The organism is Escherichia sp. E1V33, assembly GCF_004211955.1.
GTDB lineage: Bacteria > Pseudomonadota > Gammaproteobacteria > Enterobacterales > Enterobacteriaceae > Escherichia.
The window spans coordinates 136,465-154,515 of the sequence record NZ_RHJI01000017.1; the positions used below are offsets into that span (position 1 = coordinate 136,465).

13 protein-coding genes are annotated in these 18,051 nt (G+C 50.2%); 12 read left to right on the forward strand and 1 reads right to left on the reverse strand.

What is annotated here, in order from left to right:
- Window positions 1-177: 177 nt before the first annotated feature.
- The 5 genes from D9742_RS16175 to D9742_RS16195 all read left to right on the forward strand — a co-directional run bounded on the left by D9742_RS16175 (window position 178) and on the right by D9742_RS16195 (window position 6,933).
- Window positions 178-1,809 carry a sensor histidine kinase gene (locus tag D9742_RS16175; protein ID WP_130237566.1) on the forward strand — a complete coding sequence of 544 codons (1,632 nt, stop codon included), beginning with the start codon at window positions 178-180 and terminating at the stop codon, window positions 1,807-1,809.
- Window positions 1,806-2,525 (forward strand): two-component system response regulator DcuR, encoded by a 720-nt coding sequence (gene dcuR, locus D9742_RS16180; protein ID WP_064525723.1) that lies wholly within the window; start codon window positions 1,806-1,808, stop codon window positions 2,523-2,525. The genes D9742_RS16175 and dcuR overlap by 4 nt, the downstream gene beginning before the upstream one ends.
- Window positions 2,526-3,095: 570 nt before the next feature.
- On the forward strand, window positions 3,096-4,436 hold the full coding sequence (gene dcuB / locus D9742_RS16185; RefSeq protein WP_000899528.1) for an anaerobic C4-dicarboxylate transporter DcuB: 1,341 nt from the start codon (window positions 3,096-3,098) through the stop codon (window positions 4,434-4,436).
- A 77-nt stretch (window positions 4,437-4,513) separates the two neighbouring features.
- Entirely contained in the window at window positions 4,514-6,160 is a 1,647-nt protein-coding gene (gene fumB, locus D9742_RS16190; protein ID WP_130237567.1) for a class I fumarate hydratase, read from the forward strand.
- 122 nt (window positions 6,161-6,282) lie between these two features.
- On the forward strand, window positions 6,283-6,933 hold the full coding sequence (locus D9742_RS16195; RefSeq protein WP_130237568.1) for a DUF2238 domain-containing protein: 651 nt from the start codon (window positions 6,283-6,285) through the stop codon (window positions 6,931-6,933).
- Here D9742_RS16195 and melA read toward each other — a convergent pair.
- Complete coding sequence (gene melA, locus D9742_RS16200) at window positions 6,930-8,285, reverse strand: alpha-galactosidase (protein ID WP_130237569.1); 1,356 nt, start codon at window positions 8,283-8,285, stop codon at window positions 6,930-6,932. The genes D9742_RS16195 and melA overlap by 4 nt on opposite strands.
- A gap of 261 nt (window positions 8,286-8,546) precedes the next feature.
- Between melA and melR the strand changes: the two genes are divergently transcribed.
- The 7 genes from melR to pmrB all read left to right on the forward strand — a co-directional run bounded on the left by melR (window position 8,547) and on the right by pmrB (window position 18,023).
- On the forward strand, window positions 8,547-9,476 hold the full coding sequence (gene melR, locus D9742_RS16205; RefSeq protein WP_276319715.1) for a transcriptional regulator MelR: 930 nt from the start codon (window positions 8,547-8,549) through the stop codon (window positions 9,474-9,476).
- Between the two features lie 197 nt (window positions 9,477-9,673).
- On the forward strand, window positions 9,674-11,941 hold the full coding sequence (adiA, locus tag D9742_RS16210; protein WP_130237627.1) for an arginine decarboxylase: 2,268 nt from the start codon (window positions 9,674-9,676) through the stop codon (window positions 11,939-11,941).
- Window positions 11,942-12,273: 332 nt separating this feature from the next.
- The gene (gene adiY / locus D9742_RS16215; RefSeq protein ID WP_130237571.1) at window positions 12,274-13,035 is read left to right on the forward strand and encodes a DNA-binding transcriptional activator AdiY; all 762 of its coding nucleotides are present in this window, start codon (window positions 12,274-12,276) and stop codon (window positions 13,033-13,035) included.
- Window positions 13,036-13,171: 136 nt separating this feature from the next.
- Window positions 13,172-14,509 carry an arginine/agmatine antiporter gene (adiC, locus tag D9742_RS16220; RefSeq protein WP_130237572.1) on the forward strand — a complete coding sequence of 446 codons (1,338 nt, stop codon included), beginning with the start codon at window positions 13,172-13,174 and terminating at the stop codon, window positions 14,507-14,509.
- A 104-nt stretch (window positions 14,510-14,613) separates the two neighbouring features.
- Complete coding sequence (eptA, locus tag D9742_RS16225; RefSeq protein WP_130237573.1) at window positions 14,614-16,257, forward strand: phosphoethanolamine transferase EptA; 1,644 nt, start codon at window positions 14,614-14,616, stop codon at window positions 16,255-16,257.
- Window positions 16,254-16,922 carry a two-component system response regulator BasR gene (gene basR, locus D9742_RS16230; RefSeq protein WP_064525700.1) on the forward strand — a complete coding sequence of 223 codons (669 nt, stop codon included), beginning with the start codon at window positions 16,254-16,256 and terminating at the stop codon, window positions 16,920-16,922. Before eptA ends, basR begins: the two co-directional genes overlap by 4 nt.
- A complete protein-coding gene (pmrB, locus tag D9742_RS16235; RefSeq protein ID WP_165382783.1) occupies window positions 16,923-18,023 on the forward strand; it encodes a two-component system sensor histidine kinase PmrB in 1,101 nt (366 codons plus the stop codon).
- Window positions 18,024-18,051: the final 28 nt, after the last annotated feature.

An 18,051-nucleotide genomic window follows, 5' to 3' on the forward strand; every position in this document is an offset into this window, starting at 1 on the left:
ACCTTCCCCCTCTCATCAGTATGGTTTTCGCAATAAGCATAGCCCGGAATCTTCATCCAGCACTGGCAGTTTCGTTGCCAGAGCCTCTTCACCTATATAGCCAATTATTCTTACTCCCTTTGAATTACCTGCCTCATCAGAGATAATGCTTAAGAAATTTGTCATACAAGGAAGATGATGAGACATTCACGGCCCTACCGCATGTTGCGCAAACATCCGATGAAATTGAGTACTACGGTGATCTTAATGGTCAGCGCAGTACTGTTCTCGGTGCTGCTGGTGGTGCATCTGATTTACTTCTCGCAAATCAGTGACATGACGCGTGACGGACTAGCCAACAAGGCGCTGGCAGTGGCACGTACCCTTGCCGATTCGCCGGAAATCCGTCAGGGCTTGCAGAAAAAACCACAGGACAGCAATATCCAGACCATCGCGGAAGCCGTGCGCAAACGTAACGATCTGCTGTTTATTGTCGTTACAGATATGCAAAGCCTTCGCTACTCGCATCCTGAACCCCAGCGTATTGGTCAGCCATTTAAAGGTGATGACATCCTTAAAGCGCTGAATGGTGAAGAAAATGTTGCTATCAACCGCGGCTTCCTTGCGCAGGCCTTGCGCGTATTTACCCCCATCTATGATGAAAATAATAAACAGATTGGCGTGGTGGCGATCGGTCTTGAATTAAGCCGCGTAACTCAACAGATCAACGACAGCCGCTGGAGTATCATCTGGTCGGTGTTATTTGGCATGCTGGTAGGGCTGATCGGCACCTGCATTCTGGTTAACGTGCTGAAAAAAATGCTTTTCGGTCTGGAACCCTATGAGATCTCCACCCTGTTTGAACAACGCCAGGCCATGTTGCAGTCAATAAAAGAAGGCGTTGTGGCCGTGGACGATCGCGGCGAAGTCACGCTAATCAACGATGCCGCGCAGGAGTTGCTTAACTACCACAAATCGCAGGATGACGAGAGTCTCTCAACGCTAAGTCAGGCATGGTCGCAGGTGGTGGATGTCTCGGAAGTGTTACGCAACGGTACGTCGCGCCGTGACGAAGAGATTACCGTCAAAGATCGGCTATTACTAATCAACACCGCTCCGGTGCGCAGTAATGGGGTTATCATCGGTGCCATTTCAACCTTCAGGGACAAAACTGAAGTACGTAAACTGATGCAGCGACTGGATGGTCTGGTCAACTATGCCGACGCACTTCGTGAACGCTCCCACGAATTTATGAATAAATTGCACGTGATTCTCGGATTATTGCATCTGAAGAGTTATAAGCAGTTGGAAGATTACATTCTCAAAACAGCCAATAACTATCAGGAAGAGATTGGCTCTCTGCTGGGCAAGATCAAATCGCCGGTTATCGCTGGTTTTTTAATCAGCAAACTTAACCGCGCGACCGATTTAGGCCATACGCTGATTTTAAACAGCGAAAGCCAATTGCCAGACAGCGGCAGTGAAGACCAGGTCGCGACGCTGATTACCACGCTGGGAAACCTGATAGAAAACGCGCTGGAAGCATTAGGACCGGAACCCGGTGGCGAAATCAGCGTAACATTGCACTACCGCCACGGCTGGCTGCACTGTGAAGTTAATGATGATGGACCGGGGATCGCCCCCGAAAAAATCGCTCACATTTTTGACAAGGGTGTCTCGACAAAAGGAAGCGAACGAGGCGTCGGTTTAGCACTTGTCAAACAACAGGTAGAAAATCTCGGCGGCAGTATCGCCGTAGAATCGGAACCCGGGATTTTCACACAATTTTTTGTCCAGATACCCTGGGACGGGGAGAAGTCGAGCAAATGATCAATGTATTAATTATCGATGACGACGCAATGGTGGCGGAGCTGAATCGCCGATACGTGGCGCAGATCCCGGGCTTTCAATGCTGCGGAACGGCCTCGACACTGGAAAAAGCCAAAGAGATTATTTTCAACAGCGACACGCCTATTGACCTGATATTGCTCGATATCTATATGCAGAAAGAGAACGGGCTAGATTTACTTCCGGTACTGCATAATGCTCGCTGCAAAAGCGATGTGATTGTCATTTCTTCCGCTGCGGATGCCGCGACGATTAAAGATTCGTTGCATTACGGCGTTGTTGATTACCTGATCAAACCCTTCCAGGCATCACGCTTTGAAGAGGCGCTCACCGGCTGGCGACAAAAGAAAATGGCGCTGGAGAAGCATCAATATTATGACCAGGCCGAGCTGGACCAGCTGATCCACGGCAGTAGCTCCAACGAACAGGACACCCGTCGCCTGCCGAAAGGACTAACGCCGCAGACCCTACGCACGCTGTGCCAGTGGATCGACGCGCATCAGGATTATGAGTTTTCAACCGACGAGTTAGCCAACGAGGTGAACATCTCGCGCGTTTCCTGCCGCAAGTACCTGATCTGGCTGGTCAACTGCCACATCTTATTTACCAGCATCCATTATGGCGTCACTGGTCGTCCGGTTTACCGTTACCGTATTCAAGCGGAACATTACTCATTGCTGAAACAATATTGCCAATAACGCACCATTGGTTATCCGCAAGTAACAATTATTGCAGTAATGCAAAAGAGCACTGGCACAAGTTACATCGTCCATCAGTAAAACTTGTGCCAGATCAAATATAATTATCCCCCTCTCATCCCAGCGATTTAATATTCTTTAGGATAAATAGTGTTTTTAATTTCAAAACGCTAACAAAAGTTAATTAACTATTATGTCAACCGCATTATGTGTATTTTTACCCACAAATGGGTAGATCAGAATAGTCTATAACCTAAATGACAGCCGCCCATAGAACAAAAAATATACTGATAAATATCAATAAGATAGTAGAAAACAAACCATTAACATCTGCGCAAAACAAACTATAACCCCATCGCCAGAGAGTATTTTTCTCTGAAAAAGTCGCTTATCACAGTGTATTAATTTATCGCTGCCTGAATCAGCCAATATTCACTGTGAAGTAATTACTCAGGCCAGTAACGACCAAAAGGATATTTAGTCAGGCTCTGAAAAAAGTTCATACAAAACAGAACGAGACTGCGTTCTATTCAGTAGAAATTTAAATGGGATTATCGTGAGGGGTCACAAATGTTATTTACTATCCAACTTATCATAATATTGATATGTCTGTTCTATGGCGCCAGAAAGGGCGGTATCGCGCTAGGTTTATTAGGCGGTATCGGCCTCGTCATTCTGGTATTCGTATTCCACCTTCAGCCGGGTAAACCACCGGTTGATGTTATGCTGGTTATCATCGCGGTGGTGGCGGCATCGGCCACGTTGCAAGCCTCGGGCGGCCTTGACGTCATGCTGCAAATTGCCGAGAAACTGCTACGCCGCAATCCGAAATATGTCTCTATTGTCGCGCCGTTTGTTACCTGTACGCTGACCATTCTTTGCGGTACAGGTCACGTGGTTTACACCATCCTGCCAATCATCTACGACGTGGCAATTAAGAACAATATCCGTCCGGAACGTCCGATGGCGGCAAGTTCTATCGGTGCACAGATGGGGATCATCGCCAGTCCGGTGTCGGTTGCGGTCGTGTCTCTGGTTGCGATGCTGGGTAATGTCACCTTTGATGGCCGTCATCTTGAGTTCCTCGACCTGCTTGCTATCACCATTCCATCTACTTTGTTAGGTATCCTGGCGATCGGTATCTTCAGTTGGTTCCGCGGTAAAGATCTGGATAAAGACGAAGAGTTCCAGAAATTCATCTCCGTACCTGAAAACCGTGAATACGTTTACGGTGATACCGCGACGCTGCTGGATAAAAAGCTGCCGAAAAGTAACTGGCTGGCTATGTGGATCTTCCTCGGGGCAATTGCCGTGGTCGCACTCCTCGGTGCTGATTCGGACCTGCGTCCGTCCTTCGGCGGCAAACCGCTGTCGATGGTACTGGTTATTCAGATGTTTATGCTGCTGACCGGGGCGCTGATTATTATCCTGACCAAAACCAATCCCGCGTCTATCTCAAAAAACGAAGTCTTCCGTTCCGGTATGATCGCCATCGTGGCGGTGTACGGTATTGCATGGATGGCGGAAACCATGTTCGGTGCGCATATGTCTGAAATTCAGGGCGTACTGGGCGAAATGGTGAAAGAGTATCCGTGGGCCTATGCCATTGTTCTGCTGCTGGTTTCCAAGTTTGTAAACTCCCAGGCCGCGGCGCTGGCGGCGATTGTTCCTGTCGCACTGGCGATTGGCGTTGACCCGGCTTACATCGTGGCTTCAGCACCGGCTTGCTACGGTTATTACATCCTGCCAACTTATCCGAGCGATCTGGCAGCGATTCAGTTTGACCGTTCCGGCACCACCCACATCGGTCGCTTCGTCATCAACCACAGCTTTATTCTGCCAGGATTGATTGGCGTGAGCGTATCCTGCGTCTTTGGCTGGATCTTCGCCGCGATGTACGGGTTCTTGTAATTGCACTCTGCGTGCTGCCCGTCGCTGTGCGGCACGCCATTTTCGTATAACAAATACAGAGTTACAGGCTGGAAGCTATGTCAAACAAACCATTTATCTATCAGGCACCTTTCCCGATGGGGAAAGACAATACCGAATACTATCTGCTCACTTCCGATTACGTCAGCGTTGCCGAATTCGACGGCGAAACCATCCTGAAAGTGGAACCAGAAGCCCTGACCCTGCTGGCGCAGCAAGCCTTTCACGACGCTTCTTTCATGCTCCGCCCGGCACACCAGAAACAGGTTGCTGCTATTCTTCACGACCCAGAAGCCAGCGAGAACGATAAGTACGTAGCACTGCAATTCTTGAGAAACTCCGAAATCGCCGCCAAAGGCGTGCTGCCGACCTGCCAGGATACCGGCACCGCGATCATTGTTGGTAAAAAAGGTCAGCGCGTATGGACCGGCGGTGGTGATGAAGAAGCGCTGTCGAAAGGCGTGTACAACACCTATATCGAAGATAACCTGCGCTATTCACAAAACGCGGCGCTGGACATGTACAAAGAGGTCAACACCGGTACTAACCTGCCTGCGCAAATCGACCTGTACGCGGTAGATGGCGATGAGTACAAATTCCTTTGCGTCGCGAAAGGCGGCGGCTCTGCCAACAAAACCTATCTCTACCAGGAAACCAAAGCCCTGCTGACTCCCGGCAAACTGAAAAACTTCCTCGTCGAGAAAATGCGTACCCTCGGTACTGCAGCCTGCCCGCCGTACCATATCGCGTTTGTGATTGGCGGTACGTCTGCGGAAACCAACCTGAAAACCGTCAAGTTAGCAAGCGCTCACTATTACGATGAACTGCCGACGGAAGGGAACGAACATGGTCAGGCGTTCCGCGATGTCCAGCTGGAACAGGAACTGCTGGAAGAGGCCCAGAAACTCGGTCTTGGCGCGCAGTTTGGCGGTAAATACTTCGCGCACGACATTCGCGTTATCCGTCTGCCACGTCACGGCGCATCCTGCCCGGTAGGCATGGGCGTCTCCTGCTCCGCTGACCGTAACATTAAAGCGAAAATCAACCGCGAAGGTATCTGGATTGAAAAACTGGAACACAATCCAGGCCAGTACATTCCACAAGAACTGCGCCAGGCTGGTGAAGGCGAAGCGGTGAAAGTCGACCTTAACCGCCCAATGAAAGAGATCCTCGCCCAGCTTTCGCAATATCCGGTTTCCACTCGTTTGTCGCTCACCGGCACCATTATCGTGGGTCGTGATATTGCGCACGCCAAGCTGAAAGAGCTGATCGACGCAGGTAAAGAACTGCCGCAGTACATCAAAGATCACCCGATCTACTACGCGGGTCCGGCGAAAACGCCTGCCGGTTATCCATCAGGTTCACTTGGCCCAACCACCGCAGGTCGTATGGACTCCTACGTGGATCTGCTGCAATCCCACGGCGGCAGCATGATCATGCTAGCGAAAGGTAACCGCAGTCAGCAGGTTACCGACGCGTGTCATAAACACGGCGGCTTCTACCTCGGTAGCATCGGCGGTCCGGCGGCGGTACTGGCGCAGCAGAGCATCAAGCATCTGGAATGCGTCGCTTATCCGGAGCTGGGTATGGAAGCTATCTGGAAAATCGAAGTAGAAGATTTCCCGGCGTTTATCCTGGTCGATGACAAAGGTAACGACTTCTTCCAGCAAATCGTCAACAAACAGTGCGCGAACTGCACTAAGTAACCTCTTCGGCCCAGCGCCTGGCAGCATGCTGCCAGGTGATCCCCCTGGGCCACCTCTTTTGCGATTGTAATTTCACGCTTGCTGGTGAATAGTCAGTATTTTCCCTGACTTGCGAACTCACCATGACCCGCACACTCAAGCCGTTAATTCTTAACACCGGCGCACTGACGCTAACGTTAATCCTGATTTATACCGGCATTTCGGCCCATGACAAACTCACCTGGCTGATGGAAGTGACACCGGTGATTATTGTCGTGCCGCTACTCCTTGCCACCGCGAAACGTTATCCGTTAACGCCGCTGCTTTATACGCTGATTTTTTTTCACGCCATCATCCTGATGGTCGGTGGGCAGTACACCTACGCGAAAGTCCCCATCGGTTTTGACGTGCAGGAATGGTTAGGGTTGAGCCGTAATCCGTATGACAAGCTGGGGCATTTTTTCCAGGGGCTGGTGCCTGCACTGGTGGCACGAGAGATCCTTGTTCGCGGGATGTACGTTCGCGGACGTAAAATGGTGGCGTTTCTGGTCTGTTGCGTGGCGCTGGCGATAAGCGCAATGTATGAATTAATCGAGTGGTGGGCGGCGCTGGCAATGGGCCAGGGAGCGGATGATTTTCTCGGCACCCAGGGCGACCAGTGGGACACGCAATCCGATATGTTCTGCGCGCTGCTGGGCGCATTAACGACGGTGATATTCCTCGCTCGCTTTCATTGCCGCCAGCTACGGCGCTTTGGCCTTATCACCAGAGCGCCGGAAGCGACTACACCTTAGCGGTGCAACCAGCCAGGCAGCCAGTCGCCGTGGGCGGCAATCAGGTCGTCAACAAGGGCATAAATTTCGTCAATGCCCAGCACGGCGGCGGTGTGTGGGTCCATCATTGCAGCGTGGTAAACACGGTCACGATTTTCGGTGAGAATGGCTTCGGTCAGCAGCGTCTGTACGTTGATGTTAGTTTGCATCAGGGCGGCCAGATGCGAAGGTAGCGTACCGACTTTGGTTGGCTGAATACCATTGGCGTCAACCAGACAGGCCACCTCCACACTGCATCCTTGCGGCAGGTTATCAATCAAACCATCGTTACGGACGTTGCCGTAAATCACACTCGGTTCACCGGTCCAGATAGCGTTCATAATCGTGCTGGCATATTCCCGCGACGGTTTAATATCAATCCGGGAGGCGTTCTTATACTCCTCCAGCTCTTTATTCCAGTTCGCCAACTGTTCAACACAGCGTTTCGGATACTCATCTAACGGCACTTTATAACGCTCAATCAAATCCTCGCGACCAGGCTTAATAAACCACGGCGTGTATTCGGCAAAGTGTTCTGAGGATTCCGTGACGAAGTAGCCCAGCTTTTTGAACATCTCATAGCGCACAATATTCTGGCAGCGAGTATTACCATGAATATTCGGCTTCGGTGCCTGCCCTGCTTCATAAGCCGCCAGCAATTCCGGGTAGAGATTCACGTAACTGCCGTCTGCGGTTTTGCGCTCCAGCTCCAGGTAAAACGCCATATGGTTGATACCTGCGCAACGATAACGCAGCGTGGATGGATCGATATTCAGGTCACGCGCCAGCTCTTCCGCCGTTCCCTGCACCGAGTGGCACAGCCCCACCTGTTTGATATGCGGATAACGGGCATACATCGCCCAGGTATTCATCGCCATTGGGTTAACGTAGTTGAGCATGGTGGCATCGGGGCAGACTTCCGTCATGTCCTCGCAAATTTGCCACAGGTGCGGAATGGTACGTAGCGCGCGCATAATACCGCCCGGTCCCAACGTATCGGCAATGGTTTGTTCCAGACCGTGGCGCTTACAGACTTCGAAATCAGTCACCGTGCAGGGTTCATAACCGCCAATCTGAAATGCCACCACCACAAAATCGGCATCCTGTAAGGCTTCTTTCTGTTGGGTGTGGCAGGTGATTTTGCCGCTGGCCCCTGCTGAATCCATCAGCTTACGCACCACAATATGCGACTCTTCCAGGCGGGTGGGATCAATGTCCATCAGGGCAATATGCGCCGTTTTCAGCGCCTCGCGATGGAACACATCACCAAGAATATTTTTAACGAAAATTGTCGAACCAGCGCCGATAAATGTAATTTTAGGTGCAGACATCATGCAGATCTCCTGGCTTGCTTGAATGTCTTCATCATGGCAGGCGAATCTGCAGAAAACCTCCGGCTTCCAGGTTGAGCATTCCCATAAACTCAGATCCTGCGTGAAGCATCGTTAAATCTGAGTTTATGGGAATAAATTACCTGAAAAGCAGAGTTTTCGGCCTCCTGATGCTCGGACGGTCCCCAGCCCCCTCTGGGAAGAGGGTGAAAACCGTGCTCCCATTCGCAGTCATCCTCACCTACTCATGTCATAATTCTGATAATCCAGGAAAGAGAGTCATCCATGAATACTGATACCTTTATGTGCAGCAGCGATGAAAAGCAGACCCGCAGCCCGCTATCTCTGTACTCGGAATATCAGCGAATGGAGATTGAGTTTCGCGCACCACATGTCATGCCCACCAGCCACTGGCATGGTCAGGTCGAAGTGAATGTGCCTTTCGATGGTGATGTGGAATACCTGATCAACAATGAAAAAGTGAATATCAATCAGGGGCATATCACGCTGTTCTGGGCCTGTACGCCGCACCAACTAACAGATACCGGAACTTGTCAGAGCATGGCGATTTTTAATTTACCGATGCATCTGTTTCTCTCCTGGCCGCTGGATAAAGACCTTATAAACCACGTCACTCACGGTATGGTGATCAAATCACTGGCGACACAGCAGCTTAGTCCGTTTGAAGTGCGTCGCTGGCAGCAGGAGCTCAACAGTCCAAACGAGCAAATCCGCCAGCTCGCCATTGATGAAATTGGCCTGATGCTCAAGCGATTTAGCCTCTCTGGTTGGGAGCCGATTCTGGTCAATAAAACCTCGCGTACGCACAAAAACAGCGTCTCGCGCCATGCGCAATTTTATGTCAGCCAGATGCTGGGCTTTATTGCCGAAAACTATGATCAAGCGCTAACCATCAACGACGTAGCCGAGCACGCCAAACTTAACGCCAACTATGCAATGGGGATCTTCCAGCGGGTAATGCAACTGACGATGAAACAGTACATTACGGCGATGCGCATTAACCACGTTCGCGCGTTACTGAGCGATACCGATAAAAGTATTCTCGATATTGCCCTGACTGCAGGCTTTCGTTCGAGCAGTCGCTTTTACAGCACGTTCGGCAAATATGTCGGCATGTCGCCACAAAAATACCGCAAACTTAGCCAACAACGCCGCCAGACGCATCCCGATTAAAGATGATATCAGTATCAGCCAAAAAAATAGTTTAGCTGTCGATAATAAGCAGTGAAAACAACTTTAAAAATCAATGTAATCACTTGTTTATAAAAATAAAAAAACAAAAGCGCCTGTTTTTTACTCGCTTTACAGCCTGAAATACCCAGAAGATACTTGCCCGCAGCGAAGATTCCTTCATAACCGGGTAAGCAATGATGAAAGTATTAATTGTTGAAAGCGAGTTTCTCCATCAGGACACCTGGGTTGGTAACGCCGTTGAGCGTCTGGCAAATGCTTTAAGCCAGCAAAATGTTACCGTGATTAAATCCACCTCCTTTGATGATGGTTTTGCCATTCTCTCTTCAAATGAGGCCATAGATTGTCTGATGTTCAGCTATCAAATGGAACATCCGGACGAACATCAAAACGTCAGAGAATTGATCGGTAAGCTTCATGAGCGCCAGCAAAATGTGCCGGTATTCCTGTTAGGCGATCGGGAAAAAGCCCTCGCCGCAATGGATCGCGACCTGCTGGAGCTTGTCGATGAATTCGCCTGGATTCTGGAAGATACCGCCGACTTTATCGCCGGACGCGCCGTTGCCGCGATGACCCGCTACCGCCAGCAGCTGTTGCCGCCACTGTTCAGCGCGCTGATGAAATATAGCGACATCCATGAATATTCCTGGGCAGCGCCAGGCCACCAGGGCGGCGTCGGCTTCACCAAAACGCCAGCCGGACGTTTCTACCATGACTATTATGGTGAAAATCTGTTCCGTACCGACATGGGCATCGAAAGAACTTCCCTCGGTTCTTTACTCGACCATACTGGCGCATTTGGCGAAAGCGAAAAATATGCCGCGCGCGTATTTGGCGCCGATCGCTCCTGGTCAGTAGTCGTCGGGACTTCCGGCTCTAACCGCACCATCATGCAAGCTTGCATGACCGATAACGATGTGGTGGTCGTTGACCGTAACTGCCACAAATCCATCGAACAAGGCTTAATGCTGACTGGCGCGAAACCGGTCTACATGGTGCCAAGCCGCAACCGCTACGGCATTATCGGGCCAATCTATCCGCAGGAAATGCAGCCTGAAACTTTACAGAAGAAAATCAGCGAAAGCCCGCTGACCAAAGATAAAGTTGGGCAAAAACCCTCTTACTGCGTGGTAACCAACTGCACCTACGACGGCGTATGCTACAACGCCAAAGAAGCACAGGATCTGCTGGAAAAAACCTCCGATCGTCTGCACTTCGACGAAGCCTGGTACGGTTATGCGCGCTTTAATCCGATCTATGCCGATCACTATGCCATGCGCGGTGAACCGGGCGATCATAACGGCCCAACCGTTTTTGCGACCCACTCCACTCACAAACTGCTGAATGCGCTATCGCAGGCATCTTACATTCATGTGCGTGAAGGCCGTGGCGCGATTAACTTCTCCCGTTTTAATCAGGCATACATGATGCATGCCACCACTTCCCCGTTGTATGCCATCTGCGCATCAAACGATGTGGCTGTATCGATGATGGACGGCAACAGTGGCCTGTCGCTGACGCAGGAAGTTATCGACGAAGCGGTCGATTTCCGTCAGGCAATGGCGCGGTTGTATAAAGAATTTACCGATGAAGGAAGCTGGTTCTTTAAACCGTGGAATAAAGAAGTGGTTACCGACCCGGAAACTGGCAAAACCTATGACTTTGCCGACGCGCCGAGCAAACTGCTGACCACCGTTCAGGACTGCTGGGTAATGCATCCGGGCGAAAGCTGGCACGGCTTCAAAGATATTCCGGATAACTGGAGTATGCTCGACCCGATTAAAGTCAGCATCCTTGCTCCGGGAATGGGTGAAGAAGGTGAACTGGAAGAAACCGGTGTTCCGGCGGCGCTGGTCACTGCCTGGCTTGGTCGCCACGGCATTGTGCCAACCCGCACCACTGACTTCCAGATTATGTTCCTGTTCTCTATGGGCGTAACCCGTGGGAAATGGGGAACTCTGGTTAACACACTTTGCTCTTTCAAACGCCACTACGACGCTAATACACCGCTGGCACAGGTGATGCCGGAACTTGCTGAACAATATCCTGACACTTACGCGAATATGGGTATTCACGATCTGGGCGACAAAATGTTTGCCTGGCTGAAAGAAAACAACCCAGGAGCACGGTTGAACGAAGCCTATTCTGGCCTGCCGGTGGCTGAAATCACCCCGCGTGAAGCCTACAACGCAATTGTCGATAACAACGTCGAACTGGTATCCATTGAAAACCTGCCGGGACGAATTGCGGCGAACTCTGTCATCCCGTATCCGCCAGGAATCCCAATGCTGCTGTCTGGTGAAAACTTCGGCGATAAAAACAGTCCGCAGGTAAGCTATTTACGCTCACTACAATCCTGGGATCATCATTTCCCTGGTTTTGAACACGAAACTGAAGGTACCGAAATTATTGACGGTATTTACCACGTGATGTGTGTGAAAGCGTAACCACTATTCCGCTGAAGGCGTAATTGTTAAATAACATTACGCCGCCTGGCCTGAGGCCTATTGAGTATGGCAACGTTTTCATAAAAATTGCTGCAAAGAAAAATGTCATACTTTTTGCGCGGTCCCACCCCGCGCTTTTTTTTGCCTGTTATTTACACTTTTTCAGCATGTAAAATTTTTTGTACATGAGAAATTACTATAAAAATTTGTAATATTAGTAAAACACGTTATTTTTATGCATGTTTTGATTCGTCATACAATTATATAACCATTTCCCCGTATCGCTCTTCCTGGCGAAAACGGGTCTTTTATTTGCATTCAGGAGTACATGTATGAGGATTTGCAGCGACCAACCTTGTATTGTTTTATTGACTGAAAAAGATGTCTGGTTAAGGGTGAATGGGAAAGAACCTATAAGCCTGAAAGCTAACCACATGGCGTTATTAAGTTGTGAAAATAATATTATTGATGTCTCCTCACTTAATAACACTTTGGTTGCGCATATTAGTCATGACATCATTAAAGATTACCTCCGTTTTCTGAATAAAGATCTCTCAAAAATACCCGTCTGGCAACGAAGCGCAACCCCTGTCCTGGCCTTGCCATGCTTGACATTAGACCTCTTTCGCGTCGCTGCCCAACATAGCATGATGCCCGCTGAAACAGAGTCAGAAAAAGAGCGCACTCGTGCATTATTATTCACTGTGCTATCACGCTTTCTCGACAGTAAAAAATTCCTTTCTCTTATGATGTATATGTTACGTAATTGTGTAAGCGACAGTGTTTATCAAATAATTGAAAGCGATATTCATAAAGACTGGAATCTTAGTATGGTAGCCAGCTGTTTATGTCTAAGCCCCAGCTTGTTAAAGAAAAAACTGAAAAGTGAAAACACCAGTTATAGCCAAATAATCACAACATGCCGTATGCGTTATGCCGTAAATGAATTAATGATGGACGGCAAAAATATCTCACAGGTATCACAATCCTGCGGCTACAACAGCACTTCCTATTTTATATCTGTATTTAAAGACTTCTATGGTATGACGCCTCTCCATTATGTTAGTCAGCACAGAGAACGTTCTGTTGCCTGATTTATAACCTGAACGAAGAGCTATATTAATAACGGCATCAGCGATAACCCGGTTGAGGATAATTCAACGCGCGAATGTAGGCGTATGATATGACGTAATTTATTGTCACGAAGCTCGCCTTCGCAGGAGTTTAATTATGTCTTCGGATGCTGACGCTCACAAAGTGGGCTTAATCCCCGTCACCCTGATGGTGTCGGGGAATATTATGGGGTCAGGTGTTTTTCTGTTACCTGCAAACCTGGCCTCAACTGGCGGGATAGCCATATATGGTTGGTTGGTGACGATTATTGGTGCGTTGGCTTTGTCGATGGTCTACGCCAAAATGTCTTTCCTTGATCCCAGCCCTGGCGGTTCATATGCCTACGCGCGCCGCTGCTTTGGTCCTTTCCTCGGGTATCAAACAAACGTTCTCTACTGGTTGGCCTGCTGGATAGGCAATATTGCCATGGTGGTCATTGGCGTAGGGTATTTAAGCTACTTCTTCCCCATCCTCAAAGATCCGTTGGTATTAACCATCACCTGTGTGGTGGTGCTGTGGATCTTCGTTCTGCTTAATATCGTCGGTCCAAAAATGATCACCCGCGTGCAGGCTGTCGCCACTGTGCTGGCGCTGATCCCCATAGTCGGGATTGCAGTATTCGGCTGGTTCTGGTTCCACAGTGAAACGTATATGGCAGCCTGGAACGTGAGTGGCCTGGGTACTTTCGGTGCGATTCAAAGTACCTTAAACGTAACGTTGTGGTCGTTTATCGGGGTAGAAAGTGCTTCCGTTGCGGCGGGCGTCGTGAAAAACCCGAAACGCAACGTGCCTATCGCCACCATTGGCGGGGTGTTGATTGCCGCCGTCTGCTATGTGCTCTCGACCACTGCAATTATGGGGATGATCCCTAATGCCGCGCTGCGCGTTTCCGCCTCACCTTTTGGCGATGCGGCGCGGATGGCGCTGGGTGATACCGCTGGGGCCATTGTCTCCTTCTGCGCGGCGGCTGGTTGCTTAGGCTCGCTGGGCGGCTGGACACTACTGGCTGGGCAAACGGCGAAGGCCGCTGCCGATGACGGCCTTTTCCCCCCCATTTTTGCCCGCGTTAATAAAGCGGGTACTCCGGTTGCCGGGTTGATTATCGTTGGTATTCTGATGACTATCTTCCAGTTCAGCAGCATCTCGCCAAACGCAACCAAAGAGTTTGGTCTGGTGTCTTCCGTATCGGTAATCTTTACCCTCGTACCTTATCTTTATACCTGTGCCGCTTTACTGCTTTTAGGTCACGGTCACTTTGGCAAAGCGCGCCCGGCGTACCTGACCATCACAACTATCGCCTTTCTTTACTGTATCTGGGCGGTGGTCGGTTCTGGCGCACAAGAGGTCATGTGGTCATTCGTCACTGTGATGGTGATCACCGCCATGTACACGCTGAACTACAACCGGATGCATAAAAACCCCTATCCTTTAGATGCACCGACCAGTAAAAATTAAGTCCCCCTTAATCCAGCAAACGCATAAGCCAACCTTAAGAACTTAAGGTTGGCTTAACTTTGCTTTGCGAACATATGCGCACTTTGTTCGATGGAAACACCGTGATGTTGAAGCGCCTTCTAAAAAGACCCTCTTTGAATTTACTCGCCTGGCTATTGCTGGCCGCTTTTTATATCTCTATCTGCCTGAATATTGCTTTTTTTAAACAAGTGTTGCAGGCGTTACCGCTGGATTCACTGCATAACGTACTGGTTTTCTTATCAATGCCAGTTGTCGCGTTTAGTGTGATGAATATTGTCCTGACGCTAGGCTCTTTCTTATGGCTTAATCGCCCGCTGGCGTGCCTGTTTATTCTGGTCGGCGCGTCGGCGCAATATTTCATCATGACCTATGGCATCGTCATCGACCGCTCGATGATTGCCAATATTATTGATACCACTCCGGCAGAAAGTTATGCGCTGATGACACCACAAATGTTATTAACGCTGGGGTTAAGCGGCGTACTTGCGGCGCTGATAGCCTGCTGGATTAAAATCAAACCTGCCAACTCGCGCCTGCGCAGCGTTCTTTTCCGTGGGGCCAATATCCTGATTTCTGTGCTGCTGATTCTGCTGGTCGCCGCGCTGTTTTATAAAGACTATGCTTCGCTGTTTCGCAATAACAAAGAGCTGGTGAAATCCTTAAGCCCGTCTAACAGCATTGTCGCCAGCTGGTCATGGTACTCCCACCAGCGACTGGCAAATCTGCCGCTGGTGCGCATTGGTGAGGATGCTCACCGCGCCCCGTTAATGCAAAACGAGAAACGTAAAAATCTAACCATTTTGATTGTCGGCGAAACCTCGCGGGCGGAGAACTTCTCGCTCAACGGCTACCCGCGTGAAACTAACCCGCGTCTGGCGAAAGATAACGTGGTCTATTTCCCTAATACCGCATCTTGCGGCACGGCAACGGCAGTTTCAGTGCCATGCATGTTCTCGGATATGCCGCGCGAGCATTACAAAGAAGAGCTGGCACAGCACCAGGAAGGCGTGCTGGATATCATTCAGCGAGCGGGCATCAACGTGCTGTGGAATGACAACGATGGCGGCTGTAAAGGTGCCTGCGACCGCGTGCCTCACCAGAACGTCACTGCGCTGAACTTACCTGGTCAGTGCATCAACGGCGAATGCTATGACGAAGTGCTGTTCCACGGGCTGGAAGAGTACATCAATAACCTGCAGGGTGATGGCGTGATTGTCTTACACACCATCGGCAGCCACGGCCCGACCTATTACAACCGTTATCCGCCGCAGTTCAGGAAATTTACCCCTACTTGCGACACTAACGAGATCCAAACCTGCTCGAAAGAACAACTGGTGAACACTTACGACAACACGCTAGTCTACGTCGACTATATTGTTGATAAAGCAATTAATCTGCTGAAAGAACATCAGGATAAATTTACCACCAGCCTGGTTTATCTTTCTGATCACGGTGAATCGTTAGGGGAAAATGGCATCTATCTGCACGGTTTGCCTTATGCCATCGCCCCGGATAGCCAAAAACAGGTGCCAATGCTGCTGTGGCTGTCGGAGGATTATCAAAAGCGGTATCAGGTTGACCAGAACTGCCTGCAAAAACAGGCGCAAACACAGCACTATTCACAAGACAATTTATTCTCAACGCTGTTGGGATTAACCGGTGTTGAGACGAAGTATTACCAGGCCGCGGATGATATTCTGCAAACATGCAGGAGAGTGACTGAATGAAAATTCTAATTGTTGAAGATGATACGCTGTTATTGCAGGGGCTGATTCTGGCGGCACAAACCGAAGGCTACGCCTGCGACGGCGTCACGACCGCACGGATGGCAGAGCAAAGTCTTGAAGCTGGTCATTACAGTCTGGTGGTGCTGGATTTAGGTTTACCTGACGAAGACGGGCTGCATTTTCTCGCCCGCATCCGACAGAAAAAATACACCCTGCCGGTGCTGATCCTCACCGCCCGCGACACTCTGACCGACAAAATCGCCGGGCTGGATGTCGGGGCCGACGACTATCTGGTGAAACCTTTTGCGCTGGAAGAGTTACACGCCCGCATCCGCGCCCTGCTGCGACGCCATAATAATCAGGGCGAAAGCGAGTTGATTGTTGGCAACCTGACGCTGAATATGGGTCGCCGTCAGGTATGGATGGGCGGTGAAGAACTGATTCTGACGCCGAAAGAATATGCTCTGCTGTCGCGGTTAATGCTCAAAGCCGGCAGCCCGGTGCATCGGGAAATTCTCTACAACGACATCTATAACTGGGACAATGAACCCTCGACCAACACTCTGGAAGTGCATATTCACAACCTGCGCGACAAAGTGGGCAAGTCGCGCATCCGCACCGTACGCGGTTTTGGCTATATGCTGGTCGTAAATGAGGAGAACTAATTGAATCTGATGCGTTTTCTGCGTCGGCCAATATCGCTGCGCCAGCGGCTGATATTGACCATCGGGGCCATTTTGTTGGTGTTTGAGCTGATCAGCGTCTTCTGGCTATGGCATGAGAGTACCGAGCAGATTCAACTGTTTGAGCAGGCGTTACGCGACAATCGCAACAACGATCGCCACATCATGCGTGAGATCCGCGAAGCGGTTGCCAGTCTGATTGTCCCCGGCGTGTTTATGGTCAGCCTGACGCTATTTATCTGCTATCAGGCGGTACGGCGCATCACCCGTCCGCTGGCGGAGTTGCAAAAAGAGCTGGAAGCGCGTACCGCGGACAACTTAACGCCCATTGCTATTCACAGCGCCACCCTCGAAATCGAATCGGTGGTTTCGGCTTTGAACGATCTGGTATCTCGCCTGACCAGCACGCTGGATAACGAACGGTTGTTTACCGCTGACGTCGCTCACGAACTGCGAACGCCGCTGGCGGGGGTACGTTTGCATCTGGAGTTGCTGGCGAAAACGCATCACATTGATGTAGCGCCGTTAGTGGCGCGACTTGATCAAATGATGGAGAGCGTCTCCCAGTTGTTACAACTGGCGCGTGCTGGTCAGTCATTTTCATCCGGTAATTATCAGCATGTAAAACTGCTGGAAGATGTGATTCTGCCCTCGTATGACGAGTTAAGTACCATGCTCGACCAGCGTCAGCAAACCTTGCTGTTACCAGAAAGCGCCGCCGACATCACCGTTCAGGGTGATGCAACCCTGCTGCGGATGTTATTGCGAAACCTGGTGGAAAACGCCCACCGTTACAGCCCACAAGGCAGCAACATTATGATTAAGCTGCAAGAAGATGGCGGTGCGGTAATGGCCGTTGAAGATGAAGGACCGGGTATTGATGAGAGTAAATGCGGGGAGTTGAGTAAAGCGTTTGTACGTATGGACAGCCGTTATGGCGGGATTGGTCTGGGGTTAAGTATTGTCAGCCGCATTACACAGTTGCATCACGGGCAGTTTTTCCTGCAAAACCGGGAACAAACTTCCGGCACGCGTGCCTGGGTACGGCTGAAGAAAGATCAGTACGTGGCAAACCAAATATAGAGAAAGCTGCTGACTACCAGCACGCTGA